The following is a 26,792-nucleotide window of genomic DNA, read 5'->3' as shown; positions in this document are numbered from 1 at the left end:
GTTCCTGCCAGTGACCGGCCGCTGCGCATTCACTGCGACCAATCCAGCCAATCGCCGGGTGAAATCGCCTGCACCGGGAACGATCGACCACGCGCCGCCTTGCGCAGCTCGCCCAGCGGATCGGCGACTTCCACATACGCCTCGATGCCGCTGATGCCGTAGTGGATGGGGACCAGCATGCGCGCACCGAGAATCGTGGCGGCGGCCACGGCCTGGTCGGGTGTCATGACGCCGGGCAGGCCACTGACGGGTTGGCGCCAGCCGAAGCGCGCGCCATTGATGGGCAGGAAGACCGCATCGAATGGACCGAACTGACGCCCGATGCGCCACCAATGCCCATGCCACAGGGTGTCGCCGCCGTGGAAAATGCGTCGGCCTCCCGCGGTAACGACCCACGACACCTGCGTATCGCCATAGCCATCGGAGGCGGGGACCGGCGTGGCGGTGAAATCGCCCAGCAATTGCGGCTCCCAGAGCGCGCTGGGTCTGGCGCGCACGCCGACCGGCAGCGGGAGCTGGATGCCTGCGGGATACGCCTGCACGCCGCCACGCTGGAGCGCGTCGCCGGTCGCCTGTGCATCGAAATGGTCCGGATGCGCATGCGTGATGAGCACGCTGGTGTCGCCCACGCTGTCGCGCACCGGCACCAGGGGGTCGGCGAGCGCTGTGCCCCAGGCATTCGTATCCACCAGCGGGTCGATGAACAAGGTCGACTGCGGAAGCTGCAGGCGAATACCCGCCCACGCCAGGCGCTGGATGCGCAGCGCCGGTGCCGGGCCGGTTGCCTGCAATGCGCCGCAAGGCAGCAGCGCGGCCGTCGCGGCGCCGGCCGAGCAGGCCAGGAATCGCCTGCGCCCGGCGTTGCCGCACACCCTGCTCCGATCGCGGCTCATGCGACGTGTCCCCGGGATGCCATCGCTGCATCGAGCGCAAAAATCGCCTGCGCGCCGATCACGTCCAGGTTGTTCCCATGCCATTCGCGTTCGAACGCGCTCGGCTCCACCTGTGGCGCGATGCAATCCTCGATGCGGATAGCGGCGATCCGCTGCTCGATCTCCGCAGAAGGTGCCTGCGTCCGGATGTGCACGACGGCCTCCCGCAACCGGGCCAGGTAGTGCAAGGCGTTGTCGAGCACCTGGGCGTCGAATGCACCCACGTGCCCGCCGACGACCCTGCTTCTCCCGAATTGCCGGATGCGTCCGATCGCTGCCTGCTGCAGCGCCGGATCCGATTTCGACAGATAGACGATGTTGCCGACGATGTTGTCGCCCGCGCAGACCAGGTCGGCGCTGGGGACATCCACGCTCAGGTGGTCCATCGTCTTGCCAGGGTTGTGCAGCAACCGCAACGCGTGCCGCCCCCAGCGCAGGGCCATGTTGTCGAACACGATGTCCGGTTCGCGGTAGAACGCGTCGACGGGTCGGTTCTGCGACAGGAAGGCATGGCGATAGTGCCGATGCGCCATGACCAGGGCGCGGGGAAATGCCGTCAGACCGGCGATATGATCGCTCATGAAGTGCGTGGTCGCCATCAACCGTACGGTCTTGCCCATCTCGCCGCAAAGCACATCACGCAGCCATGCCGCGTCCTCCACGCTGCCGAGGGCGTCCACCAGCAGCACGTCATCGCCATCGATGAAGGCGGTGGCAACGGATTGGACGTCGTTGCCGACGAACATCAGTAGATCTGGAGCCAGTTCTTCGACACGCACAGGGGAGACCTCCGAGGACAGGGCGGCATGGTCGCGAAGACGGCGTGCCCCGGCAAACGAGTTATTTCGTTGTTCGCTTTAGAAAAACTAAAGCGATACGATCCCAGCGACCCGGATCAGTCAAGACGCCCGTGAAGCCCCGTCATCCCGCCCCGCTCAATGCCCTGCGCACGTTCGAGAGCGCGGCCCGACACCTCAGTTTCAACCTCGCGGCGCAGCAGCTTTTCGTCACGCCGGCAGCGGTCAGCCACCAGGTCAAGCAACTGGAGGCGTACCTGGGCGTGCCGCTGTTTCGCCGGACGCATCGTGCGGTGGAACTGACCCGCGAAGGCGATGCGCTGGCGGCCACGCTGGCGGACCTGTTCGGACAACTGGACCTGGCGCTCGACCGCGCGATGTCGCGCGAGATGGCGGAGCTCCGCGTCACGACCATGGAGTCGTTCGCCGCCAAATGGCTGGCACCGCGGCTGCATCGGTTCCAGCGTGCATGGCCCGGCATCCGGGTGCGCATCGATACCGGAAACGGCCACGCCGATTTCGCGCGGGATGGTGTCGACGTCGGTATCCGCTATGGCCCGGGAGGCTACGCCGGCGTGCATGCCACGCCGCTGATGGCAGCGCAGGCCTTTCCCGTGTGCTCGCCTTCGCTGCTGGCGCAGGCGTCGGCGCCGCTCGCACGTCCTGGCGATCTCCGGCAGCACACGCTGCTGCACGACGAGACTGCGCTGGGCCGACACGGTGTGCCAGGCTGGTCGGACTGGTTGGAAGCCGTCGGCGTCACCGATGTGGACGCGCAGCAAGGGCCGGTGTTTGCCAGCATCTATCTGGCGCAGGAAGCGGCCATCGCCGGGCATGGCGTTGCACTGGGGATTGGTCCGCTGGTGGAAGACGATCTTCGCGCAGGTCGCCTGGTCAGGCCCTTCGACCATGCGCTGGAGAACGCGTACGGGTTCTGGCTGATCCTCCCGGACAAGACAGCACCGGGCCCCGCCATCGAAGCATTCTGCCGATGGCTGCAGGAGGAATGCGCGGGCGAAGCGGTATCCGGGGCTTGAGGGACCGGCACGGTTTTCGACCTGCAGCCCTCCTGTTCGACGCGCAGCCCTGAAGGCTGCAGGGCCGTCGAAACGATGAACTGGGCAAGAGCGGGTGATCGGCGCATGCTCCAGCAGGGCATGTTCCAGCAGGGCATGCGCCAGAAGAGCCGGCCTCAAAAAAGCACGATCAACGAGCGCATGACCGACGAGCGCATGACTGACGGCAGCATGGACCCACCGATGGCGAGCCGTGGCGCATCCCCTCGCGACGGCATCGCGCGCGGCCTCGGCTGGGCCATCGTCTGGCTTGCACTCGGCGTGATCAGCTTCGAGTTCCTGCTGATGATCCATGGGAAGTACGCGCATCTGGGGTCGTCCGCCTACGCGATGTTCGCGAACCGCCACGGTTGGCTGTGGACCCATCTTGCCGGTGGGGGCCTGACCCTTGCGCTGGGACCGCTGCAGTTCCTGACCCGGTGGTCGCGGACCCGGCTGCGATGGCACCGCTGGGCGGGTAGGCTCTACATCGGTGGCATCCTGGTCGCGTGCGTGGGCGCTACCGGCCTGATCGCGACCTCGCCGGCGCCCTTCGCCATTCGGTCGGCTTTCTCAATGACGGCGCTGGCCTGGCTGACGACCGCACTGATGGCGATGATCGCCATCAGGCGCCGGCAAGTGTGGCTGCATCGGCGCTGGATGATCCGCAACTATCTGGTGACCCTGTCGCCGATCACGTTCCGGATCCTGCTGCAGGCGCATCTGCAACTGGGCCCGCCGTCGCCGGAGGCGATCGCATTCATGTTGTGGCTGAGCTGGCTGCTGCCGCTGCTCGGATATGCCGGGATCGCTCGCCTGTTGGCGCTGGTCCGCACCGCGCGGACGCAGGACATCGAGGCCAGGCCCACGTAGAGCGTCGGCCCCCCGTCACTGACACTCGCGGACCCGCAGGCTAAGCTTGCCGGACCCTTCCGGATACGGCTTTCATGTCCACCGATCTGCCCAGCGACGCCGACGTCAAGACCGTTTCCGCCATCACGGCGATCCCGAAGATCCTCGAAGCCCTGGCCAGCTTCACCGGCATGCGTTTCGCTGCCGTGGCGCGGGTTACGGAGACGCGATGGACTGCCTGCGCGGTGCTCGATGAGATCAACTTCGGCCTGGTGCCGGGAGGCGAACTCGAACTGTCGACGACGATCTGCGACGAGATCCGTGGGCATCACGCCCCGGTCGTCTTTCCGGACGCCCTCGCCGACGAGCGCTTTCGCGACCACCACACGCCGAGGCTCTATGGCCTGAGAAGTTACCTGTCGGTGCCGATCTTCCGCGCGGATGGCTCGTTCTTCGGAACATTGTGCGCCATCGACCCGGAGCCGCAGACGTTCGACGTGGCGGCGGCGATGCGTACCGCGCAGTTGTTCGCGGAACTGATCGGCATCCAGCTCAGCGTCGAGCACGAGGCCGGCGTCAATCGCGCGGCGCTGCTGGCGGCGCTGGGCGCAGCGACGGCCCGGCAGGTGTCGATCGTTGGTGTTCGCGAGCAGTTGAACACGCATCTGCAGGACATCAGCGTGGAAACCTACCTGCTCAAACAGGTCGACGGCCTCAGCGATGAAGCGAGGCAGCACGTGCGCGCGATTGAAAGCAGTGCCTTCGCGATGACCTCGGTGGTGGGCGGACTGTCGGACCGCGGCGGCCGCATCAGTGGTGTGCTCAGGAAGACACGGCTGTCCGGCGGTACGCTGGCCGATGCCCTGGCGGCTGCGATCTCACGCGCCGGGACGTCGAAATCGGGACGCATGCTGTTGTCATCCGTGGACATCTCCTGCGACGTGCATTGCGATGCCGCTGCCGTCAGCGAAGCCTGCGAGATCCTGGTACGCGTGGCACTGGAAGCCGGCGCGGCTGACCGGCCGGTCGAAGTGGAAGCCCGTAGCGCCGCGGACGAACTGACGTTCCGCGTGCTGTTCCACAGTGTCGACGGCGCGCGCATCGCCGAGGACGCGTTGTTTGTCGCCGAACTGATTGCGCAGGAACACGGCGGCAACCTGCGGCAGGAGCGCATCGGCCAGGCGACCCGCCTGACCCTGGCGGTGCCGTGCGCGGTGGAAGCCGATGAGGTGGCTGCTGAAGTGGCTGATCCATAGGACGGCAGGTGCGCCATCGCGCACTCGTGCTGGTGCATGAGGTATGTGGCGTGTGACTTCTGGCCGCCGGTGCTTCCGGTCGGTTGGCCTGAAGCAGGCCTGCATGGGTTGGCCGCGAATCGACCGTCGGAGGTGACGGTCTGGTCGTCAAGCCTTTGTGCTACCACGGAAGAGGTGTTTTCCCGCAACTTCCCGAAGGGTGCTGCCGATGTTCTGCAGTGTGGCGGAACGCACGGCCGCATGCTGCCAGAACAATGGCAAGTCCAGCGAGCGCTGGGGGCCGACGATGACGATTTTGCCGGACTGCAGCGCAGGCGCGATCTGCGATTCCGGTGCCAGGCACCAGCCCAGGCCGCGCTCGGCCGCCTCGATGAAACCCGTCGAAGTTGGCAGGTAGTGGATCGGCGGCATCAGCTTCGCGCGGGTAATTCGCCGCACGAATCGCCATTGAAGATCGTCTTTCCGGTTGAAGACGATCATCGGTGCCCTGGCCAGCGTGGCTGCCGTCAGTCCATCGGCGAAGTGGCGGGCCACGAAGTCGTGCGACGCGATCGGGTAGTAGCGCATCGCACCCAGCGCATGGACGTTGCAGCCCTGCAGCGCCTTGCTGTCGGAGGTGATTGCGCCCAGCACGATACCCTCGCGCAGTAGTGCCAGTGTGTGGTCCTGATCGTCGACACGAACGTCGAACAGATACCCGTGGCGCTGGTGCAGCAGCGCCGCCGCTTCCAGAAACCAGGTCTGCAGCGAGTCGTCGTTGACGGCAATGGCGACCGTTCGCGGTTGCTTCGCCGCGTCTTTTTCCGGCAGGAACTCGGCGATGGCCTCGGCTTCCAGCGCCTGCATCGGGCGGACGCGGCGCAGCAAACGTTGGCCTGCCGGCGTCGGTCGGCAGGGCGACTCGCGGACGACCAGGACCTGACCCAGGCGATCTTCCAATGCCTTGATCCGTTGCGAGACCGCCGAAGGCGTGACCGAAAGCCTGCGCGCAGCAGCGTCGAAGCTGCCTTCTTCGATGACGGACGAGAATGCCGACAGTTGTGGATGCAGCAGGTCCATGGACGGGCCTCATTAGATTGTCTAATTCATGAACAGAATAATTAGATTGGCTAAGGATGCAATGGACAGCACGATGACGCTCCCGCTGCCAGGACGTTCCCGATGTTTTTCATTGCTTCAGCTGCTGGCTTCGTCGCCGGCGCCGGTCTCATCATTGCCATTGGCGCCCAGAATGCCTTCGTTCTGCGGCAGGGGCTCAAGCGCCAGCATGTTCCCCTCGTCGTCGCGATCTGCGCGTTCGGGGACATTGCCCTGATCCTGCTCGGCGTCGCTGGCATCGGGGTGCTGGTCCAGCAGTGGCCTGAGCTTCTGCAGATACTGCGCTTCGGCGGCGCTGCGTTCCTCGCCTGTTATGGCCTGCTCGCCGCGCGACGGGCATGGCGAGGGTCCGCAGCCTTGTCGCCGGAAGGAAGCGAGCCTGCGGACTGGCGCCGGGTGTTACTGACCTGTCTGGCCTTTACCTTCCTCAATCCCCATGTCTATCTCGACACGATGGTTCTGCTCGGGAGTCTATCCACCCGCTATCCCGATGCACAGCGCTGGGCGTTCGCCTTTGGTGCTTGCCTGGCCAGCGTGACCTGGTTCTCCACGCTCGGATTTGGTGCCCGGCTGTTGCAGCCCGTGTTTCGCAAGCCGAAGGCCTGGCGTGTCCTCGATGGTGCGATCGCCATCTTCATGCTGGTCCTGTGCCTGATGTTGCTGCTGCGTCCCCTGCATTGAGCAGCGTCGCCGTTGCCGCCCTCATGACCGAAAAGGAAAACCATGTACACACCCGCGATGTTCGAAGAATCAAGACCCGACGCCTTGCATCTCTTCGTGCAGCAACATTCACTGGGGATGTTGATCACGCATACAGCCGATGGCCTTGGCGTTGATCATCTGCCGTTCCTGCTGGATGACACGCATGCAGGTGCTCGTCTGTTGGCCCATGTTGCCCGCGCGAACCCGGTCTGGCAGCGGTGCAGCGATGGCGACGACGTTCTTGTGGTCTTCAATGGCGCGCAGGGCTACATCTCGCCCGGCTGGTATCCGAGCAAGATGGAAACCCATCGCCACGTGCCGACCTGGAACTATGAAACTGTGCACGCACGCGGGCGTATCCACGTGCGCGACGACGCGACCTTTGTCCGTGGCGTGGTCGCACGACTGACCCGCATGCATGAGGCGAAAGAGCCGACGCCATGGAAAATGGGTGATGCGCCGACGGACTATCTGGCGGAGGAACTGGCGCAGATCGTCGGCATCGACATCGAGCTGACGAGCCTGGAAGGCAAGCGCAAGCTCAGCCAGAACCGGACGTCACGTGATTTTTCAGGTGTTGTCGATGCCCTGGAGGCTCGGGGATGCCATACGCTCGCATCTGCGATGAAGGCCGGCAGGGAGGAGTGCCCGCCTGCCTAGTACGCGTGTGGTGACGTTGGTTGCAGTGACCGCCGCCAGCGGCCTGCAAAGGCGGTTCCCTGCTACTTGCGCCGCTTGCGTGGCTTGCTGCGCGGGCGCGGCAGGCCGCTGTCGGTCTGCGGTACATCCTTGGCGGTGAGCACGCCGCTGTCGTTCAATTGCTCCAGCCACGACATGGCGTCGACGTAGGACAGGAACTGCTGCAGGTAGTCGGGCGAGAGTGCGTGCATCAGGGTCAGCGAGCGATGCACGAGGCGGCTCGAGTTCAGCGGGCCGGCATTGGTGGGCGATCGCGCCAGCGAGCGTTCGACCTGGCTGTCGCTGCGGACGCGGCTCCAGAGCTTGCGGAAGTCCTCGAGGGCGGGCAGCTCGGGATACGCAGGCGATGCTCCGCCCACGGGCGTTGCGTTGGGGGCGCCGAGATTGCCCATGGTGTTGTCAGCGCGGCCGGCATTGCGGGCCTGGGCACGTGCGTTGAAACCATCGAGCAGGCCGCGCAGGGTGTCGTCGGTGCGCACGCCTGCCGCGCCGTGGTCGCGCGCAGGCGATGCGGCGCTGGCCGCCTGTTCGACATGGTCGGCATAGGCCTGCACCAGCGTCGCCAGGCGGGCGTCCAGCGTGCGCCGGATGTCGCCGTGATGGGCCGCCGCGCGTCGCTGCAGGGCGGCGATGCGCTGGAACGCGATCGGGTCGACGCGGTCGGCACCCTGCGTGCGCCAGCGTGCCAGCATCGCGTCCGCCATGTCCGTCATGTCTCCTACGTCCGCGACGGCCATCTTCGCGTCAGCGTGCATCGGCAGCAGCGGGCGCAGGTTGCAGGCGCGGCACCGGCGCCATCTCGACGCGACGGTTGCTGGCGCGGCCGGCCTCGTCGGCGTTCGAGCCGACCGGTTGTTCGGCACCGAACGCGGCGGCGAACACCGACGCCGACGGCACGCCTTCGGCGATCAGTGCGCGGGTGACGGTCAGGGCGCGTTGCGCGGACAGCTCCCAGTTGTCGGCGAACTGGCGGTTGCTGTCGCGCACCTGGCGGTCGTCGGTGAAGCCGCTGACCATCAGCGCTTCGTCGCGGGCGTGCAGGTATTCCTTCAAGGGACCGGCCAGGGTCTTCAGCACGTCGCGGCCCTCGGGCTGCAACTGGTCGGAGTTCAATGCAAACAACACGCTGCCGCGGATGCCGATGCGGCCGTCGACGAGAGTGATGCGACCGGCGGCCAGCGGACCGGCGAGCGCCTGCTCCAGCGTCTGCCGGCGCTCGGTCTCGATGCGACGCTGCGCGATCTCTTCCTGCAGCTTGATCTCCAGTTGCAGCTGTACGGCGATCACGCCGACCAGGATCAGCACGAACGCGCCCAGCAGCACCGACATCAGGTCGCCGAACGCGGCCCAGACCGGGACCGAGGCATCGCCGTCGCCATCGACCTCGAGTTGCAGGTCGGCGCTCATGCGGCTTCGGGTGCCGTGGCGGCGCGCGTGCCGGACAGCTGCTGCATGTCTTCGACGATCTGCTTCTGCGCCAGCATGCTGAGTTCGATGACCTCGCGCGCCTGGGCGACGTAGTACGCCAGTTGCTCGTCGCTGCGCGTCAACGAGGCCTGCAAGGCATCCTCGATGCCCTGCAGGCGGCCGGCGAGCTTGTCGTTGGCGTCGCCGAAGACCTGCACGGCGGCGCCGAAGGCTTCGCCGAGGCTGGCGACTTCGACGGCGCCGACGCTGACCTGGTCGGCGACCGTGCCGAGCTTGCCGGTCTCGGCCTCGATATGGTCGGTGAAGCGGGTGCCGACGCGGTCGAGCAGGTCGGCCGAGGTCGCGACCAGGGCGTCGATCGCGGCGCGCTGTTCGGTCGAGGCGTGGTTGACCGCCGACAGCAGCGTCTCCAGCGTGCCCATCAGCTGCGTGCGTTCCTGCAGCATCGCGGTGTCGCGGACCATGCTGTCGGACAGGGTCTGGCGCAGTTCCGCGATGACGTCGGCAGCGGCCTTCGGCGCTTCCGAGGCAGTGTCGACCAACCGCGAGATCTCGGCGATGGTCTGGCCGGCATGCGCCTGCGTGCGTGCGCCGATGTCGTCGGCGGTGCGTGCGAGCGTCTCGCAGATTTCCTGCTGCTGGCGCGTGTTGTGCGCGCCGGCCTCGGTCCATTCCTCGCGCAGCGCGGTGCCCATCGCGGCCAGGCTGTCAGTCCAGGCGGCCAATCGCTGCTGGTCCTGCGCGGCGAGCGCGGCCTGCAACTGCGCCTGCGACTGTTCGACGCCCTGCAGCAGCGAGGCCGAGTGCTGCGCGAAGGTTCCGGCGGCGGCGGCGAGTGCCTCCTGTTGGCGCGCGGCAGTGGCGGTGTTGGCGTCCTGCTGCTGCGCCAGCGCGTCGCTCCACGCCGTGGCGACATGGTCTGCGGTGGCATCCAGGCGCGACGACACGCCGTCGATGAGGCTCGACGCGCGCTGCTCGAACGTGCCGGTGAACGCCTGCAGCGATGCGCGCAGGTCGTCGGCGAGGGCCTGGTTGGCCTGCTGTTGTCCGCTGACGGCCTGCTGCCAGATATCGGAGACCGTCGTGGTCGTCGCGCTGAAGCCGGTCGACAGTTCCCGCAACTGCTTGTCCACGGCCTCGGCGACGGTCTGCTGCAGCACGGTGGTCTGCGTGGCGATCGCGTGCATGGTGCCGTCGATGACCGGCTGCAGGGCCTGGCTGGCGGCGCGCGCGCTGTCGACCACGCTGGCCTGCAGCGATTTCTCCACCGACGTGGCCAACTGCGTGTAGATCGCTTCAGTACGCGCATGGAAGGCGTCCTGTTGCGCGCCCTGGCGCTCGCTGGCCGCAAGCTGCTGCTGTTCGAGCGTGGCCATCATCGCCTGCAGGCGGTCGATCAGCGTCGGCATCAGTTCGGTCTGGCGCTGCAGCAGCTTGAAGGACTCGTCGCGCTGGTGCGCCTGCGAATGCACGCGCAGCGTGGTCGCGATGCTGGCATCGAGCGCCTGCACGACGCGCAGACGCTCGCGCTTGGCCAGCGCCGACAGCAGGCCCAGCATCGCCGAGGTCGCGACGCCGGCGATCGACGTGCCGAACGCGAAACCCAAGCCCTTGACCGGCGCGGCCAGCGAATCGCGGATGGCCTGCAGGTCGGTCGCGGTTTCCAGCGCCATGCCGGTGCCGCGCAGCATCGCCATCATGCCCAGCAGGGTGCCGAGCATGCCCAGCAGCACCAGCAGGCCGACCAGGTACGGCGTCAGCGCGGGGCCGGGCAGGGCGACGCGCTGGCCATCGATGCGCTGGCGCGTGGCATTGCGCAGCGAGGGATCGAGCTGGGCCAGCCAGCCCTCGAGGCTGGCGGGCGCCGTCGTCAGTCCGGCGACGCCATCGGCCAGCGTGGCGGTAGCCTGGCGATAGCGCAGCAGTTCGAGTCCGCCTGCGATGTAGCCGGCGGCGATCAGCAGCGTGACCGCCAGCGCCAGGGTGTGGGTGCCGATGTAGCCGGCACCGATCCAGCACACGGCGACCAGGCCGAGGAAGAACACAACAAGATCAAGCAGATGTCTGAACATGACGTCCCTGGGAGTGGGTGCGAAGCGCTGCGAGCAGGGCTTCGATCGGTAGAAAACGGACATCCAGCTCGGCGTGCAGCACGCCTTGCATGTCGCGGTGGAAGCTGTCGAGCCAGGCCGTGGACACTGCCGGCACGGCAGCGTCTTCGGAGGGCAGGTCGTGGGGGGGTGTGTCGTGGGTGGGGGCGGCTTCGGACGCGCCGTCATCAGACCTGCTGTCGCCAGGGCTGCCGTCATCGGGCTTGCCGTGATCAGGCCCGCCATCTGCGGCGCTGTCGCCGTCCGGTGCCTGCGCGGCGACCTCAGGTACGCGCGCTTGCGCGGCCGCTCGCTGGCGTTCGAAATGCTCGCCGAGCAGGGTCGGCACCGCCGCCAGCAGCGCGTGTTCGCGCGGGCTCAGCACCAGCTCCATCAGCGCATCCACATCGGCGAGCCGGGCCATGTCCGCCGACAGCGGCGGCAGCATGTCGCGCAGGCGTCCGCGCAACTGCCCGGTCGCGATCTGCATCGAGCGCTGCATCGCCAGGTAATGCTGGCGGAACGGTGCGAAGTCGATGTCGTCGGCCGCGACGCTGCCCGTGGCCGTTGGCCCCGCGGCGATCGCCTCGGCTAGCGACTGGCGCGTGCGCACGCAGGCCAGTTCCTCGATGTCATCGAAGCCCGGCCCACCGAAGGCGGGCGCCGAAGGCGCGTCGTCGAGCACCCGGGACAGCGCGACGGCACGGGTCCAGTCGATCCATTGGCTCAGGCGGTCCGCCAGCGACGGATGGGAGGGCGGGACGTCGGCCTCCGTCAGTCGCGCGAGCAGGCGGATGAACGTCGGACCACGGACAAGGGCCCGGTGGGGAGCTTCCAAGATGCGAATGGCCCAAAAACGACCATTTTACAGGGGAACCGGATCCGCCGCGGCCCGCTGTTCAGCTTGCCGCGGGCAGGCCCAGCCAGCCGGCGCCGGGGCCGGCCATAGGCCGTCCGGCGGCCGGTCGGGACGCCGGGCTTGCGGTCCGCCGCAGCACCCGGCATGGCCGCAAAGGGGACAAGGAGCCCGCCTGGTGCGGACCTCGCCGACCGAGACATCCCCTCCCGACGCTGGACATCGCGTTCACGCCGCTGGGCCTTAGATGACGGGCACGCCGGCACCGGCCGGTCCCGGAGAACTGCCATGGCCCGACCCATCTGGAGCGGCTCGCTGTCGTTCGGCCTGCTCAACATCCCGGTCTCGCTGATGTCCGGCGAGCGCAGGACCGACATCAGTTTCCGGATGCTGGACTCGCGCGACCGCAAGCCGATCCGTTTCGAGCGCGTCAACGCCGAGACCGGCGAGGAGGTGCCGTGGAAGGACATCGTCAAGGCCTTCGAATACGACAAGGGCAGCTACGTCGTCATCGAGAAGGAAGACATTGCCGCGGCGGCGCCGGAGACGCACGAGTCGGTCGACGTCGAGGCCTTCGTCGACGCGTCCAGCATCAATCTGCGCTACTTCGAGAAACCCTACGTGCTGCTGCCCGGCAAGAAGGCCGAGAAGGGCTATGTGCTGCTGCGCGATACGCTGAAGAAGAAGGGCAAGGTCGGCATCGCCCGCGTGGTCATCCGCACCCGCGAGTACATCTGCGTGGTGATGCCCGAGGACGATGCGCTGGTGCTGATCCTGCTGCGCTACCCGCAGGAGGTCATCGACCTGGACGAATACAAGCTGCCCTCGGGCAAGGCCACCGACTACCGGATCGCGCCGAAGGAGTTCGAGATGGCCGAGAAGCTGATCGATTCGATGACGTCGGAATGGAAGCCCGTCGACTACCACGACGAGTTCCGCGAGCGGCTGTCGGCGATCATCAAGAAGCGCATCAAGTCGGCGGGCGCGACGACGCGTTTCGAAGAGCCCGAGCATCATGAGTCGGCCGCGACCAATGTCGTCGACTTCATGTCGCTGCTCGAGCAGAGCCTGAAGACCAACAAGCGCACGCCGGCGAAGTCCGGCGCACCCAGGGCCACGGCCAAGCCCACCAAGGTCGCCACGAAGAAGACCGGCAAAGCAGCCAAGACGACCAGGACGACGAAGGCCGCCAAGGCAACGAAGGCACCGGCGCGGAAGAAAGCGTCGTGACGCTGACGGGCCTGCCTTCGATGTGTCTGCTCCATCTATGTCTGCTCTTGACGTGCCTGCTGCCGATGGTCATGGGCATGACGCGCAGGGCCACAGACCCGCGCGCAGCAAGCTGACGCGACAGCGCATCGATGAGCCTGCTCGACTACCGCCGCAAGCGCAGCTTCGCGCGTACGCGCGAGCCCGAGCCGGGCAAGCGCGTGCCGCGCGGCAAGCGCGCGATTTTCGTCGTGCAGCTGCATCACGCCAGCCGCAGGCATTACGACTTCCGCCTGCAGGTCGGCGACGCGCTCAAGAGCTGGGCCGTGCCGAAAGGCCCCAGTTACGATCCGGCGGTCAAGCGCATGGCGGTCGAAGTCGAAGACCATCCGCTGGACTACGCCGGTTTCGAAGGCGAGATCCCCAAGGGCGAGTATGGCGGCGGCCACGTCGCGCGCTTCGATGAAGGGGTCTGGTCCAGCGATGGCGACGTCGAGGCGCAACTGGCCAAGGGGCACCTGCGTTTCGAGCTGTTCGGCCGCAAGCTCAAGGGCGGCTGGCATCTGGTGCGTTCGGCCAAGACGGCCAGGCAGCCGCAATGGCTGCTGTTCAAGGACAAGGATGCCTATGCCGGCGATCTCGAAGCCGACGACCTGCTGGCCGACGTGTCCGCAGCACCGGCCGAGGACATCCAGCGGGCAGGCGCGGGCAAGCCGGCGAAGAAGCGTCGCGCGACCGTCGTCGCCAAGCGTGCGCGTCGCAAGGATTGGACCAGGGCGGCACTGGCGCTGCCCGGTGCGAAGCGCGCCGTCGCGCCGACGCGACCCTTCGCGCCGCAGCTGGCGACCCTGGTCGAGACCACGCCGCAGGGCACGCCGTGGATCCACGAGATCAAATGGGATGGCTACCGCATCCTGGCCCTCGTTAACGACGGCCAGGTGCGGCTGTGGTCGCGCAATGCGATCGACTGGACCGATCGCTTGCCGGATGTGCGTGCATCGATCGAAGCGCTGGGCCTGGTGTCGGCGGCGTTGGACGGCGAGCTGATCGCAGGCGATGGCCGCCGCCAGGATTTCAACCTGCTGCAGGCCACCTTGTCCGGCGAGCGACAGGCCACGCTGGCCTACGTGCTATTCGATGTGCTGCACCTGCAGGGCGTCGATGTTGGCTGCGCGCCGCTGCTGGCGCGCAAGCAGCTGCTGCAGGCCTTGCTGGAAGGCGCCCCCGGGCACCTGGCCTTCAGTTCGCATATCGACGGCGATGGCGAGGCCGCGTACCGGCTGGCCGGCGAACGCGGCTTTGAAGGCATCGTGTCCAAGCGTGGTGACCGCGCGTACCACGGCGGACGCGGCGACGACTGGCGCAAGACCAAGCAGGCGGCCAGCGACGAATTCGCGGTCGTCGGCTATACCGCGCCCAAGGGCAGCCGGACCGGCTTCGGTTCGCTGCTGCTCGCCCGGCCTGACGGAGCGGGTGGCTGGCGTTACGCCGGGCGTGTCGGCAGCGGCTTCTCCGCCGCGCTGATGCGCGAACTGGTCGAGATGCTGGGCGACGCGTCCGGCAAGCGCGGCAGCCGCACGCCGAGCGTGCAGGTCGACACCCTCGACACCGATCTGCGCGGAGCGACCTGGTTCGCGCCGCGCATCGTCGTGGAGGCGTTCTATCGCGGCATCGGCCGGCAGGGATTGCTGCGCCAGCCATCGCTGAAGGCGGTGCGTCGCGACAAGCGTGTCGACGACCTGCTGGCGGATGCGGACACCGTGGCACCACCGACGAAGGGGAGCGCGATGAAAGCTTCGACGTCCACGCGGGTCGCCAGGACCACCAGGACCGCAAAAACCGCGAAGGCCACCAAGACCACCAAGACCATAAAATCCGCGAAGACCGCGAAGACCGCGAAGCGCTCTGGCGCAACGACCGAGGAGGCATTGCCCACGCTCTCCAGCCCGACCCGGATCGTCTTCCCCGACATCCGGGCCAGCAAGCAGGATGTCTGGGACTACTATCGCGCCGTGGCGCCGCAGCTGTTGCCGGAGATCGTCGGGCGGCCGCTGTCGATCATCCGCTGCCCGGCCGGTGCGGAGCGGCCCTGCTTCTTCCAGAAGCACCACACGGCGGGTCTGGAGCGCGTCGCGAGGGTGCGCCTGAAGGAAGACTCGGGCGCGTCCGGCGACTATCTGGTCGTCGAGGATCTGGCCGGCCTGATGGCGCTGGTGCAGTCCAACGCGCTGGAGTTCCATCCCTGGGGTGCGCATGCGCGCGAGCCCGACCGTGCCGACCGCGTGGTCTTCGATCTGGATCCGGGCCCGGGCGTACCGTTCGCTGAGGTCAAGCGCGCGGCCGTCGACATCCGCAAACTGCTGGAACGCCTGGCGCTGACCTCGTTCCTGCGCGTCTCCGGCGGCAAGGGCCTGCACGTGGTCGTGCCCTTGCAACCGGGCTGCGACTGGTCGCTGACCAGGCGTTTCGCACACGGTTTTGCCGATGCGCTGGCGCGCTCGGAACCCGATCGCTTCGTCGCCAGCGCAAGCAAGCGCCTGCGCCACGGGCGCATCTTCGTCGACTACCTGCGCAACGGCCGCGGTGCCACGGCGGTGGCCTGCTACTCGCTGCGTGCGCGTCCCGGTGCACCGGTGGCGATGCCGCTGGCCTGGCGCGACCTGCCCAAACTGGCCCGCGCCGACGCGTTCACGATCCAGGACGTTCCCGGCCTGCTGCGCCGTCGTCGCAAGGATCCGTGGGACGGCATCGACCAGGTCAGGCAGACCCTCGCACGCTGGGCGCGGCAGGAGTAAGTTGCGCTGACGGCCCGGCACCACCGCCGACGCCGCGCGCCCGCAGTGCCGCCATCCCGCATCGAGGACACGCGCATGCAACTGGGAGATTTTTCCGTCAGCCTCGCCGTCAAGGACATCGCACGTTCGCGCGCGTTCTACGAAACGCTCGGCTTCACTCGCTGGGGTGGCGACCAGGCGCAGCACTGGCTGATCATGAAGAACGGCAGCACCGTCATCGGCCTGTTCCAGGGCATGTTCGAGCGCAACCTGCTGACCTTCAACCCCGGTTGGGATGGCGATGCCACGCCATTGCCGTCATTCACCGACATCCGCGCGCTGCAGCGCGAACTCAAGGCGCGCGGCGTGGTCCTGCTCAGCGAAGCCGACGAATCCGGATCGGGCCCGGCGAGCCTGGTCATCGAGGACCCCGATGGCAACCAGATCCTGCTGGATCAGCATGTCTGAGGTGCTGGCGGCGGGTTTGCCATCCCTGCCGTGCTCCGCGACGTGCCCACTCGCGGTACTTGCGACTGCTCGTGCGCACCGCGCGCGGTATCTTGTATCCGCACGCGCGAGCGTCCAGCGCTTCACGAGCCGCCGCTTCGTGAGCCCCTGCTTCGCGAGCGCATGATCGCGAGCCCCTGCTCGCGAATCACCGACACCACGCCCACCCCGGACCATCGGATCACCGACATGCCCGACACCCCCGTCAAAGGACCCGCCTCGTATTTTCCGTCGATCGAGAAGACCTACGGCCAGCCCGTGCAGCACTGGTTGTCCTTGCTCGATACCGTCAAGGACCGCAAGCACATGGAGCAGGTCGCGTTCCTGAAGTCCGAGCACAAGATCGGGCATGGCCATGCCAATGCGCTGGTCGCCCATCACCGCGCGCAGCACGGCGGCTGATCGTCATGGTCGACCCCGGTCGACGTCGTTTGCCACGTCATCCGTGCCGTGCGTGCCACCCATGCCCGCGAGGTGTCCCATGCCAGGGCCTGCGCCGTTCCTGACGTTCGCACGCGTGGCCCTTGCGCTGCTGGTGCTGGCGGCGATCGGCTGGCAGTTGCGGCTGCACCTGGCCGCCTCGTACAGCGCGCTGAACTTCTTCAGCTATTTCACCAATCTGTCCAACCTGTTCGCGGCCGGCGTGCTGCTGGTCGCGGCGCGGTCGCGCGGCAGCCGGACGGGCGAGGTGGCGCGGCATGACCTGGTGCGCTATCTCGCGACCGTCAACATGCTGGTCGTCGGCGTGGTGTTCGCGTTGCTGCTGCGCAATGTCGATCTCGGCGCGCTGCGCCCCTGGATCAATACGCTGCTGCACGACGTGATGCCGGTGGCGATGCTCGTGGACTGGTGGCGGGTGCCGCCGCGGACCACGCTGGGTGGGCGGCATGTCGCGATCGCGCTGCTGTTTCCGGCGGCGTACCTGGTCTACGTCCTGGTCCGGGGGGCCGTCACCGGCTGGTATCCGTATCCCTTCCTGGATCCCGCGAAGGTCGGCGGGTATGGGGCGGTCGCCCTGTATGCCGTGGGGATTGCCGTTGCCTTCGTACTGGCGGCCTGGGCGCTGCTCGCGATCGGCAACCGGCGCTCGGCGTCGCGGCTGCACGCCGCCACGGACTGAGCCGGCGCCGCCGCCGGTCCCGGACGTTCGACCGCGCGATCGTGCCGTTCGTCCCTGCAGGGTGTCGTCGCAGGCAGTGGGCGGCCACGTTGACGCTTTTGGCCCGCGCCCGCGAGGCTCCGCCCCGATGTCTGCCTTTCCTGACGGCTGCCCGATGTCTTTGCCTGCAGGCGTGCCCCGGTGATCCGCGCGCCGGACGCAGGCGATCCGCGGATACCCGCGTCGTTGCTGCTGCTGCGCGGCAGCGTCGCGCTGATCTTCATGGCCCATGCGGTGGTCCGGCTGGTCAACGGCAGCGTGCCGCGTTTCGCGGCGTTCCTCGAGCTGCAGGGCTTTGTGCATGGCGTGGCGTGGGTGCTGTCGATCTCGGCCTGCGAGATCGTCTGTGGAGGACTGCTGGTGCTGGGTCTGGCGATCCGCTGGGCCTGCGCTGCATTGGCCTGCATCGTGGTCACCGGCATCGTGCTGATCCATGCGCGCCTGGGCTGGTTCGTTGGCGAGCATGGCACCGGCGGCATGGAGTTCAGCGTGCTGCTGTGCGCGGCGCTGCTGGTCATCGCCAGCGATACCGGAGGCCGTGCTAACGTCGGCGCACGGCCGGACACGGGGCAGGCGCAGCGATGACGCAAGGCCGACGTGGCACGACCTTCTCTGACCAGCGCCTGCCATGACCCTGTTCAAACGCATCCCGTCGGTGTTCTGGATCGTCCTGCTGTGGTGGACGGCGTATGCGCTGATCTTCGCCACCCAGGTGATGCTGATGGAAGAGCAGCAGGGTCGTCCGATCGCGTGGCAGCAGGCCTTGAAGTTCAGCTTCGGCGGCTGGATGACCTGGGTGCCGCTGAGCCTGGGGCTGTACTGGCTGGTCAGACGGCATGCCATCGAGCGCGGCCACGTGTTGCGTGCGCTGGTCGTGCTGAACCTGGCGGCGCTGGCCGTCGTGCTGCTGCGCGCGGTCTATGTCTATGCCAGCAATCCGGTGTTCGCATGGTATGGCGACGATCCGTTGCCGTCCTTCGGCAGCGTGCTGACCACGGCCTTCATCAACAATTTCATGCTGGCCTGGCTGGTCATCGGCATCGCGCATGCGATGGTCTTCTACCAGCGCAGCCATGAGCGCGGCCAGAAGGTCGCGGAACTGGAATCCAACCTGACCCGGACGCGGCTCGACGCGCTGCGCTCGCAGCTCAATCCGCATTTCCTGTTCAATGCGCTGAATTCGGTGGCCGAGATGGTCCATCGCGATGCCGATCTGGCCGACCGCATGCTGGTGGCGCTGGCCGCGATGCTGCGCGACAGCCTGTCGTCGGAACAGGACCAGCTGCGGCCGCTGCGCGACGAGCTTGCGCTGGTCGAGCACTACCTGATGATCGAGAAGATCCGCCTCGGCGATCGGCTGCAGCTGGGCTGGGATGTCGCGCCCGGGAGCCTGGACGCGCAGGTGCCGGCGCTGATCCTGCAGCCGCTGGTCGAGAACGCGATCGTGCATGGCATCGCGCGCCGCCGCGCGCCCGGTCTGTTGCAGGTGCGCGCGGGCGTGGACGGGGGGCAGCTGTGGCTGGAGGTGCACAACAGCGCCGCACCCGACGACAGCGTGTCGCCGGGTACCGGCATCGGGCTGCAGAGCACGCGCAGCCGGCTGCAGTTGCTGTACGGCGATCGTGCCGGGTTGCTGCGCGAGCGGACGGTCGACGGCGATCATCGGGTCCGGCTGGTGGTGCCGCAAGGCATGGCGTTGCGTCCGTCTGCCGCTGCGGACACGCGCGCGCCGTCGGGACGGTCGCGATGAACGAACTGCGCGTCGCGATCGTCGACGACGAACCCCTGGCGCGCGCACGCCTGCGCCGCCTGCTGGAGAAGGTTGGCGGACACGGCCTCCGGATCGTCGCCGAATGCGTCGACGCCGACGAACTGCTGGCGACGGCGGCGGGTACCGCCATCGACGTGCTGTTCCTGGACATCGAGATGCCGGGCGGCAGCGGCTTCGCCGCGCTCGAGCGCTGGCAGGGGCCGCGACCGCAGGTGGTGTTCGTCACCGCCTACGCGCAGCATGGTGCACGTGCGTTCGACGCGCGTGCCACCGACTACCTGATGAAGCCGGTCTCGGCGGAGCGGCTGCGCGATACGCTCGAGCGACTGCGCAGTGCGGCACCGCAGGCCGCTGCCGTGGTCGCGTCGCCGACGGGACAGCGGCTGCCGTTGGCGATCGGACAGCGCACGTTCCTGGTGCCGACCGCACAGATCGACCTGGTGCTGGCGCAGGGCAATTACCTGGAGGTGCATGCCGCAGGTGCGACGTACACCATCCGCAGCACGCTCGCCGATTTCGAATCCAGGCTCGAACCCGCGCAGTTCGCCCGGTTACATCGTTCGGCGATCGTGCGCCTCGCCGCGATCCAGCAGGTCAAGCCGGTGGGCTCGGGGCGTTTCCGGATCAGCCTGCACGACGGCCGCCAGCTGCATTCCGGCCGGCATTTCCGCGACCGGGTCCATGCGCTGCTGGGGATCACCGGCGACGACGACGTTTGAAGGATGCGTTGCGGTCGCGTCGGTGCGCAGCCAGTCGCCTGGACGGGGCGCACCGTGTGCGGTCCGACGACAGCGTCGTGGCGTTGGTCCCAGCTGCACGGTCGACTGGCCCTGCGAGCGGTGTGATGGCCTCCCATCACCCGCACATGGAGTCACGCATGACCGCTCACTCGCCCGCCTTCCTCCCATCCGCTGACTTCGCAACGCCCGCCAAGACTGTCGTGATGACGGCCGCGCTGTTCGCGTTGCTGACGGGCTGCGCATCGTTCGCCGTCAGCGAGGACGCCCTGGTCCAGCGCACCGGCTTCGCGCTCGGCCTGGAGCCGGGCCAGTACACGATCTCCAACCGCATGGACGAGGGCACCACCACGCGCTACCAGGTCAAGACCACGGCGGGACGCCAGTACAACTGCTCGCTGGGTGGATCGGTGTCGGTCCTCGGCAAGACCGTCACCGATGCGATTTGCACGGAAACCGGCAAGGACGGCGCGCAGCTGCAGGGCAGCCAGGGCGGCGGCAACTGCAATGCGCTGCTGAAGGCCGCCAACAAGTGCTGAGCGGGTCGTGAGCTTGCCAGGCGCTCGCGCCGGGCATGCCTTGTCCTGGCAGTGCCCCCGCCTTCAAGGCCAGCGGCACGCCGTTGAACACGATGCCGAAGGGCTGATGAGGGATCGCGCGATGCGAAGCGCGTCGCCCGCAGGGCCGACCGCCGAAGCGGTCGGCCTCGCCGGCTCAGCCCACAGGCAGCGCCTTCGCCTGCGCGTCGCGACGATGCATCCAGCGGTACAGCACCGGCAGCACCAGCAGGGTCAGCAGGGTCGACGAGAGGATGCCGCCGATGACCACGGTCGCGAGCGGGCGCTGCACTTCCGAGCCGGCACCGACGTTGAACGCCATCGGCACGAAGCCGAGCGAGGCGACCAGCGCGGTCATCAGCACCGGGCGCAGGCGGCCAAGGGCGCCGTCGACGATGGCGCGGTCCAGCGACAGACCGTCCTCGCGCAGCTTGCGGATGAAGGCGATCATCACCAGTCCGTTCAAGACCGCGACACCGGACAAGGCGATGAAGCCGACGCCGGCCGAGATCGACAACGGGATCCCGCGCAGCGCCAGCGCCAGCACGCCACCGGTCAGTGCCAGCGGCACGCCGCTGAACACGATGATCGCATCGCGCGTCGAGCCGAACGCCATGAACAGCAGCGCGAAGATGATCAGCAGCGTCACCGGCACCACCAGCGCGAGCCGCTGGCTGGCAGAGATCAACTGCTCGAACGTGCCGCCGTAGTCGATCCAGTAACCGGCCGGCAGTTTGACGTCGCGGGCCATGCGTGACTGCACGTCCTCGATGAAGCCGCCGAGGTCGCGGCCGCGGACGTTCGCGGTGACCACGATGCGGCGCTTGCCGTTCTCGCGGTTGACCTGGTTGGGCGCCATGCGGGTGTCGATGCTGGCCAGCTCACGCAATGGCACGGTACGCGGGGCACCGGCACGCCAGGCCAGGCTGTGGCTGGACTCGTCTGGGCTCAGGCTGGCCTCAGCCGGCAGTGGCACCGGCAGGTCCGCCAGCGCGGCGGTGTCGGTGCGCAGGGCTTCGGGCAGGCGCACGACGATGTCGAAGCGGCGGTCGCCTTCGAACAACTGTCCCGCCACCTCGCCACCGACCGCAGCGGCGACCACCTGCTGCACGTCGCCCGGATTGAGGCCGTAACGCGCCAGCGCGCTGCGGTCCGGGTTGATCTCCAGCAGCGGCAGGCCATCGAGCGCCTCGATGCGGACATCGGCGGCGCCGTCCACCGACTGCAGCACGGTTTCGACCTGGTCGGCCACCTTGCCCAGCTGGTCGAGGTCGTCGCCGTAGATCTTCACCGCGACGTCGCTGCGCACGCCGGAGATCAGCTCGTTGAAGCGCATCTGGATCGGCTGGGTGAACTCGTAGTTGTTGCCGGGCAACTGCTCCACGGCCTCCTCGATCTCCGACACCAGCGTGGCCTTGAGCTTGCGCGGGTCGGGCCACTGCGCGCGTGGCTTCAGGATCAGGAAGGTATCGGCGACCGACGGCGGCATCGGATCGCTGGCGATCTCGGCGGTGCCGATCTTCGAGAATACGCGCTCGACTTCCGGGAACTGCATGACGCGCTTTTCCAGCGTGACCTGCATCGACACCGACTGTTCGAGCCCGGTGCCGGGAATGCGCATCGCGTGCATCGCGATATCGCCTTCATCGAGGCCGGGCACGAACTCGGTGCCCATGCGCGTGGCGAGGAAGCCGCAAGCCAGCACCAGCACGGCGGCGCCGCCGACCAGCCAACGGCCATGGGCGAGCGCCCATTGCAGCGTCGGCGCGTAACGGTTGCGCGCGGCCCGCACGATGCGGTTGTCGTGCTCGGCGACGCGGCCGCGCAGCAGCAGGGCGATGGCCGCCGGCACGAAGGTCAGCGACAGCAGCATCGCGCCGGTCAGCGCCAGCACCACGGTGATCGCCATCGGATGGAACATCTTTCCCTCGACGCCCGACAGCGCGAAGATCGGCAGGTAGACCGCCGCGATGATGCCGACGCCGAACAGACTGGGCCGGATCACTTCGGCGGTCGCCGAGGCGGCCAGGTCGTCGTGCTCCTCGCGGTCGAGCAGGCGGCCGAGGCGATGCTGGGCTTCGCCGAAGCGGCGCAGGCAATTCTCGACGATGATCACCGCGCCATCGACGATCAGGCCGAAGTCGAGCGCGCCCATGCTCATCAGGTTGCCCGACACGCCGCCCTTGACCATGCCGATGATGGTGAACAGCATGGCCAGCGGAATCACCAGCGCGGTCAGCAGTGCCGCGCGCAGGTTGCCCAGCAGCAGGAACAGCACGACGATGACCAGCAACGCACCTTCGATCAGGTTCTTGGCGACGGTGCGGATCGTGCGGTCGACCAGCGCGGTTCGGTCGTAGACCGGCACCGCATGCACGCCGGCGGGCAGGCTGGCATTGGCGGTCTGCAGTCGCGCCGCCGCGGCCTGCGAGACCTCGCGGCTGTTCTCGCCGAACAGCATGAACACCGTGCCGAGCACGACCTCGACGCCGTTCTGCGTGGCCGCGCCGGTGCGCAGCTCGCGGCCTTCGCCGACGGTGGCGACATCGTGGACATGGATCGGCACGCCTTCGCGGCGGTCGAGCACGATGTTGCCGATCTGGTCGGCATCGGCGATCTGCCCGGGCACGCGCACCAGCAGCTGGCGGCCGTTGCGCTCGATGTAGCCGGCACCGACGTTGCGGTTGTTGCGCGCGACCGCGGTGACCACGTCTTCGAACGTGAAGTCCAGGGCGACCAGCAACGCGGGGTCGGGCGTGATGTGCAACTCGCGCGCGAACCCGCCGATGGTGTTGACCTCGGTGACGCCGGGCACGTTGCGCAGCTGCGGACGCACGACCCAGTCCTGCAGCGTGCGCAGGTCGGTCGCGGTGTAGGGGTTGCCATCGGGCTTGCGCGCGTCCGGCTTGGCCTCGACGGTGTACATGAAGATCTCGCCGAGCCCGGTCGAGACCGGACCCAGCTGCGGCTCCAGTCCGTCGGGCAGTTGCGATTTCACCTGCTGCAAGCGCTCTGCGACCTGTTGCCGCGCGAAGTACAGGTCGGTGCCGTCCTGGAACACCACGGTGATCTGCGACAATCCGTAGCGCGAGATCGAGCGCGTGTAGTCCAGGCGCGGCAGGCCGGCCAATGCAGTTTCGATCGGGAAAGTCACGCGCTGCTCGGCTTCCAGTGGCGAGAAGCCCGGCGATTCGGTGTTGATCTGCACCTGCACGTTGGTGATGTCGGGCGTGGCGTCGATCGGCAGCTGGCGGAAACTCCAGACGCCGATGGCGACCAGCGCCGCGGCCAGGATCATCATCAGCCAGCGATGGCGGATGGCGGAACGGATAATGGATTCAAGCATGACGCATCCTCCCGGATGGTCGCCTGGCGCACGCGGTGCGGGTGCGCGTGGGGCTGGTGCTTGCGGCACGCAGGTCGATGGCTCGGGCGTCAGTGTTCATGCGTGGCCCCCGACTTGGCGATGTCGGCCTTGACCGTGTAGCTCTGCTCGACGACGACCAACTCGCCGGCCTTGAGACCGGACAGCACTTCGACCTTGCGCGCATCGCGACGGCCGAGCGCGACCTTGCGTGCGCTGTAGACATCGCCTTCGCGCACGTAGACCACGTCCTTGCCTTCGTCTTCCTGCAATGCGGTCAGCGGCACCATCAGGCCGACCTCGTCCAGCGACACCGTCACCATCGCGCGGACCGCCGAACCCGGGCGCCACTGGCCGTCGCTGTTGTCGAGTGTGGCGCGGGCGACGGTGCTCTGGCTGGCGGTCGCGGTGCCGGGCAGGATGCGGTCGATCTTCGTCTCGGCCATCGTGCCGTCGCCGAGGCGGCGGATCGTCACCGGCGAGCCGGGCGCGAGGTGCTCGGCATCGCGGCCGAACACATGCAGGTCCACCCACAGCCGCGACAGGTCGGCGATCTCGTACAGCGCCGCGCCTTCGCTGATCGATTGCCCGACCGAGGCGTCGCGCGCGAGCACGGTGCCGGCGATCGGGGCCGACACGGAGTAGGTGGACAGGCTGAGGTTGCTTTCGATCGTCGCCAGCGCCTGGCCGGCGCGGACCTGGTCGCCGACGTTGACATGCAGGTGGCGCACCAGGCCCGGGAAGCGCACGGTCACGCGCGCGTTGCCGTTCTCCAGCGTGGTCAGCAGGCCCTGCACTTCGTGCTGGTCGGCGATGGAGCCGGCGCCGACGGCGGCGGACACGATGCCTGCCTGCTGCGCGATGCCGGCGGGGATGGTGGTGCTTTCGCCGTGGTCCTCTTCGGCCTCGGCGGCCTTGCCGTCATGGGTGTCGGCAGGCGCGTCGTGGTCCTCGCCCTCGGCATGGTCGTGGTCGTCCACGGGCGCGGCAGTGCCGGCGGGTGCGGCGTTGTCGCTTGCGGTCTTGTCACCGCAGGCGGCCAGGGCGAAGGCGACGCTCGCGGCCAGCAGCACGGCGCGTATCAGGGCAGGGGTCATGGGGTGGCTCCATCGAGCGGTTCGGAGGCATCGGCCGCGGGGCCGACGATCAGGGTGTGGCCGGTCAGGCGCTGGATCTCGATCAGCGCGGTCTGGGCTTCCAGTGCGGCATCGAGCTGCTGGCGCAGTGCGGCGGTGCGTTCGTCCTGCAGTTGCCACCATTCGAGATAGCTGACCGCACCGGCGCGCCAGGCGCGCTCGGTGGCGGTCTCGGCGCGCGCCAGCCGCGGCAGCACGTCGCGCTGCAGGCGCTGCACTTCGTCCTGCGCGACCAGGTAGCGGCCATGTGCGTCGGCCAGCGTGGCCAGCAGCGACAGCGCGCCAGACTCGCGTTCCAGCGACAGCATGTCCATCTCCGCCTGCGCGGCCTGGATGCCGGGCTGCGCGCGCGCGCGCTGTCCCAGCGGGACCGAGAAGCCGCCCAGCAGCGACACGTCGCCGTTCTCGCGGCCATAGCGCGCACCGACCTGCCAGGAGACATCGGGCGTGGCCTGCGTGCGTGCAAGCTGCAGGCGAGACTCGGCGATGCGCTGGCGGTCGTTGAACTGCAGCAGTTCGGGGGTGCGTTCCAGGCCCGCACGCAGCGCCGAGAAGGCCTCGATGCGCGGCAACTGCAAGGGATCGGTCGCCGGGATCTGGAACGCGGGTTCGACGTCGCCCCACAACACGGCCAGGCTGCGTCGCGCGCTGTCGAACTGCTGGGCCGCGCGCGCAGCCTGCAGTTCGGCCTGTGCCAGCGAGGCCTGCGCCGACAGGATCACCGATTCCGGCGAGGCGCCTGCCTGGAAGCGCTGGCGGGCCGCAGCGACCATGCGCTGGCGTTGCCCGATCTCGCGGGTCGCGATCGTCGACTGCTGGCGCGCGAACACCAGCGCCAGGTAGCGGCGCGCGGTCTCGGCCAGCAGGTCGACGCGGGCGCGCTCGCGGTCCAGCGACAGCGCATCGATGCGACGCTGCACCAGGGCACGGCGCGCATCGAGCTTGCCGCCGCGCTCGTAGACCGAGGCCAGCGTCAGCGTGGCCTCGATCGCACGCGTGCGCTGTGCGGAATCGTTGAGGACCAGCCCTTCGATTTCGGCACCGATCACGCGCTCCGGGCGCAGGCTGGCTTCGGCCTGCTCGGCGTCGAGCACGCGGCGCTGGCCATTGAACAGGCGCAGGTCGGGATGGCTGTCGGAGACGCGTTGGAAGGCGTCGTCGAGGGTCAGTTCGGACACGCGGCGGGACGCGTCGTCCAGAGTGGGTACAACAGCAGTGTCATCGGCGCGAACGCCTGTGGGCGACTGCGCCGATGCCGTCAGGCATGGCGCAATCGCAAGTGCGGCAAACGCCGCGACTCGCAACAACATGGGGAATCTCCAATCGGAAACGTGACGGGAATCGGCCGCCGCAACGCGTGCGTGCCGGATCGGGTCAGGCGGCGATCGGAGGCCTGAAGAGGTCTTCCGGTGCGGAGGGTGCAACGCCGGCATCGTGGTCGATGCCCGGCGTGGCCGTCATCGGCAGCAGCGTCGCCAGCATCAGCGCCGGTACGATCGCCGAGGTGTGGCCGCAGCAGGCACTGGCATGCATCGCGGCATGCAGCAGGGTGCCGGCATCGCCGGCGTCGTCCTGGTCGCCCGCATTCCCGGCGCTGCCGGTGTCATGCGCGTGGGCCAGGGCTTCGCCGTGCACGATCGCATGCGTCTGTCCGGCCAGCGTCAGCACCGGCGCGGCGATGAAGCCCAGCAGCATCAGGCCCAGCAGCGCGAGGCGGGCCAATGACAGCGAGGACGGGCGGGCGGCAGACATGGCGCGCAGGCTAGCGCCTGTGGCGCGCGTTACACAATTCCAAAGCGTGCGCGCCGGCCGG

At 68.1% G+C, this 26,792-nt stretch carries 25 protein-coding genes; 14 read left to right on the top strand and 11 right to left on the bottom strand.

Annotated features, from left to right (window positions below; translation table 11 throughout):
* Positions 1-29 precede the first annotated feature (29 nt).
* Together ACYX7E_RS00785 and ACYX7E_RS00780 are read right to left on the bottom strand one after the other, a co-directional pair.
* Entirely contained in the window at positions 30-893 is an 864-nt protein-coding gene (locus tag ACYX7E_RS00785) for an MBL fold metallo-hydrolase (protein ID WP_462078631.1), read from the bottom strand.
* On the bottom strand, positions 890-1,711 hold the full coding sequence (locus tag ACYX7E_RS00780) for an MBL fold metallo-hydrolase (RefSeq protein WP_462078630.1): 822 nt from the start codon (positions 1,709-1,711) through the stop codon (positions 890-892). The genes ACYX7E_RS00785 and ACYX7E_RS00780 overlap by 4 nt, the downstream gene beginning before the upstream one ends.
* A 44-nt stretch (positions 1,712-1,755) precedes the next feature.
* On the opposite strand from ACYX7E_RS00780, the gene gcvA reads away from it, so the two are divergent.
* From gcvA to ACYX7E_RS00765, 3 genes are all read left to right on the top strand, one after another.
* On the top strand, positions 1,756-2,766 hold the full coding sequence (gcvA, locus tag ACYX7E_RS00775) for a transcriptional regulator GcvA (RefSeq protein ID WP_462078629.1): 1,011 nt from the start codon (positions 1,756-1,758) through the stop codon (positions 2,764-2,766).
* Positions 2,767-2,871: 105 nt separating this feature from the next.
* Positions 2,872-3,657 carry a DUF2306 domain-containing protein gene (locus ACYX7E_RS00770; RefSeq protein WP_462078628.1) on the top strand — a complete coding sequence of 262 codons (786 nt, stop codon included), beginning with the start codon at positions 2,872-2,874 and terminating at the stop codon, positions 3,655-3,657.
* A 74-nt stretch (positions 3,658-3,731) separates the two neighbouring features.
* Positions 3,732-4,892 (top strand): GAF domain-containing protein, encoded by a 1,161-nt coding sequence (locus tag ACYX7E_RS00765; RefSeq protein ID WP_462078627.1) that lies wholly within the window; start codon positions 3,732-3,734, stop codon positions 4,890-4,892.
* Between the two features lie 147 nt (positions 4,893-5,039).
* On the opposite strand, the gene ACYX7E_RS00760 is transcribed toward ACYX7E_RS00765, so the two are convergent.
* The gene (locus ACYX7E_RS00760) at positions 5,040-5,951 is read right to left on the bottom strand and encodes a LysR family transcriptional regulator ArgP (RefSeq protein ID WP_462078626.1); all 912 of its coding nucleotides are present in this window, start codon (positions 5,949-5,951) and stop codon (positions 5,040-5,042) included.
* A gap of 102 nt (positions 5,952-6,053) precedes the next feature.
* Between ACYX7E_RS00760 and lysE the strand changes: the two genes are divergently transcribed.
* Together lysE and ACYX7E_RS00750 are read left to right on the top strand one after the other, a co-directional pair.
* Positions 6,054-6,671 (top strand): L-lysine exporter, encoded by a 618-nt coding sequence (gene lysE / locus ACYX7E_RS00755; RefSeq protein ID WP_462078625.1) that lies wholly within the window; start codon positions 6,054-6,056, stop codon positions 6,669-6,671.
* 42 nt (positions 6,672-6,713) lie between these two features.
* The gene (locus tag ACYX7E_RS00750; RefSeq protein ID WP_462078624.1) at positions 6,714-7,352 is read left to right on the top strand and encodes an FMN-binding negative transcriptional regulator; all 639 of its coding nucleotides are present in this window, start codon (positions 6,714-6,716) and stop codon (positions 7,350-7,352) included.
* Positions 7,353-7,414: 62 nt separating this feature from the next.
* On the opposite strand, the gene ACYX7E_RS00745 is transcribed toward ACYX7E_RS00750, so the two are convergent.
* From ACYX7E_RS00745 to ACYX7E_RS00730, 4 genes are read right to left on the bottom strand one after another with little or no spacing between them, the layout of a single operon-like run.
* Entirely contained in the window at positions 7,415-8,104 is a 690-nt protein-coding gene (locus ACYX7E_RS00745) for a DUF2894 domain-containing protein (RefSeq protein ID WP_462078623.1), read from the bottom strand.
* 31 nt (positions 8,105-8,135) lie between these two features.
* Positions 8,136-8,798, bottom strand: a complete 663-nt coding sequence (locus tag ACYX7E_RS00740; RefSeq protein ID WP_462078622.1) for an OmpA family protein — start codon at positions 8,796-8,798, stop codon at positions 8,136-8,138.
* On the bottom strand, positions 8,795-10,891 hold the full coding sequence (locus ACYX7E_RS00735) for a DUF802 domain-containing protein (protein WP_462078621.1): 2,097 nt from the start codon (positions 10,889-10,891) through the stop codon (positions 8,795-8,797). The genes ACYX7E_RS00740 and ACYX7E_RS00735 overlap by 4 nt, the downstream gene beginning before the upstream one ends.
* Positions 10,872-11,750, bottom strand: coding sequence for a DUF3348 domain-containing protein (locus ACYX7E_RS00730; RefSeq protein WP_462079039.1), 879 nt, complete (start codon positions 11,748-11,750; stop codon positions 10,872-10,874). The genes ACYX7E_RS00735 and ACYX7E_RS00730 overlap by 20 nt, the downstream gene beginning before the upstream one ends.
* A 303-nt stretch (positions 11,751-12,053) precedes the next feature.
* On the opposite strand from ACYX7E_RS00730, the gene ku reads away from it, so the two are divergent.
* The 9 genes from ku to ACYX7E_RS00685 all read left to right on the top strand — a co-directional run bounded on the left by ku (position 12,054) and on the right by ACYX7E_RS00685 (position 20,461).
* The gene (gene ku / locus ACYX7E_RS00725; protein WP_462078620.1) at positions 12,054-12,995 is read left to right on the top strand and encodes a non-homologous end joining protein Ku; all 942 of its coding nucleotides are present in this window, start codon (positions 12,054-12,056) and stop codon (positions 12,993-12,995) included.
* 131 nt (positions 12,996-13,126) lie between these two features.
* Positions 13,127-15,769, top strand: a complete 2,643-nt coding sequence (ligD, locus tag ACYX7E_RS00720) for a DNA ligase D (protein ID WP_462078619.1) — start codon at positions 13,127-13,129, stop codon at positions 15,767-15,769.
* 75 nt (positions 15,770-15,844) lie between these two features.
* Positions 15,845-16,216, top strand: a complete 372-nt coding sequence (locus ACYX7E_RS00715) for a VOC family protein (protein ID WP_462078618.1) — start codon at positions 15,845-15,847, stop codon at positions 16,214-16,216.
* A gap of 228 nt (positions 16,217-16,444) precedes the next feature.
* Positions 16,445-16,657 (top strand): DUF4287 domain-containing protein, encoded by a 213-nt coding sequence (locus ACYX7E_RS00710; protein ID WP_462078617.1) that lies wholly within the window; start codon positions 16,445-16,447, stop codon positions 16,655-16,657.
* A gap of 79 nt (positions 16,658-16,736) precedes the next feature.
* Positions 16,737-17,375, top strand: coding sequence for a Pr6Pr family membrane protein (locus tag ACYX7E_RS00705; protein ID WP_462078616.1), 639 nt, complete (start codon positions 16,737-16,739; stop codon positions 17,373-17,375).
* Between the two features lie 180 nt (positions 17,376-17,555).
* Entirely contained in the window at positions 17,556-17,999 is a 444-nt protein-coding gene (locus ACYX7E_RS00700; protein WP_462078615.1) for a DoxX family protein, read from the top strand.
* A 43-nt stretch (positions 18,000-18,042) separates the two neighbouring features.
* The gene (locus ACYX7E_RS00695; protein WP_462078614.1) at positions 18,043-19,164 is read left to right on the top strand and encodes a sensor histidine kinase; all 1,122 of its coding nucleotides are present in this window, start codon (positions 18,043-18,045) and stop codon (positions 19,162-19,164) included.
* Positions 19,161-19,904, top strand: a complete 744-nt coding sequence (locus ACYX7E_RS00690; RefSeq protein WP_462078613.1) for a LytR/AlgR family response regulator transcription factor — start codon at positions 19,161-19,163, stop codon at positions 19,902-19,904. Before ACYX7E_RS00695 ends, ACYX7E_RS00690 begins: the two co-directional genes overlap by 4 nt.
* A 158-nt stretch (positions 19,905-20,062) precedes the next feature.
* A complete protein-coding gene (locus tag ACYX7E_RS00685; protein ID WP_462078612.1) occupies positions 20,063-20,461 on the top strand; it encodes a hypothetical protein in 399 nt (132 codons plus the stop codon).
* A 175-nt stretch (positions 20,462-20,636) separates the two neighbouring features.
* On the opposite strand, the gene ACYX7E_RS00680 is transcribed toward ACYX7E_RS00685, so the two are convergent.
* The 4 genes from ACYX7E_RS00680 to ACYX7E_RS00665 form a co-directional block, all read right to left on the bottom strand.
* Positions 20,637-23,825, bottom strand: coding sequence for an efflux RND transporter permease subunit (locus ACYX7E_RS00680; RefSeq protein ID WP_462078611.1), 3,189 nt, complete (start codon positions 23,823-23,825; stop codon positions 20,637-20,639).
* Positions 23,826-23,914: 89 nt separating this feature from the next.
* Complete coding sequence (locus ACYX7E_RS00675) at positions 23,915-24,940, bottom strand: efflux RND transporter periplasmic adaptor subunit (RefSeq protein WP_462078610.1); 1,026 nt, start codon at positions 24,938-24,940, stop codon at positions 23,915-23,917.
* Positions 24,937-26,289 carry a TolC family protein gene (locus ACYX7E_RS00670; RefSeq protein WP_462078609.1) on the bottom strand — a complete coding sequence of 451 codons (1,353 nt, stop codon included), beginning with the start codon at positions 26,287-26,289 and terminating at the stop codon, positions 24,937-24,939. The genes ACYX7E_RS00675 and ACYX7E_RS00670 overlap by 4 nt, the downstream gene beginning before the upstream one ends.
* 64 nt (positions 26,290-26,353) lie before the next feature.
* A complete protein-coding gene (locus ACYX7E_RS00665) occupies positions 26,354-26,731 on the bottom strand; it encodes a hypothetical protein (protein WP_462078608.1) in 378 nt (125 codons plus the stop codon).
* Positions 26,732-26,792 lie beyond the last annotated feature (61 nt).

It is taken from the genome of Luteimonas sp. RIT-PG2_3, from assembly GCF_054902115.1.
Note: the sequence above shows the minus strand (reverse complement) of the source record. Positions and strands in the feature narration are given on the sequence as shown.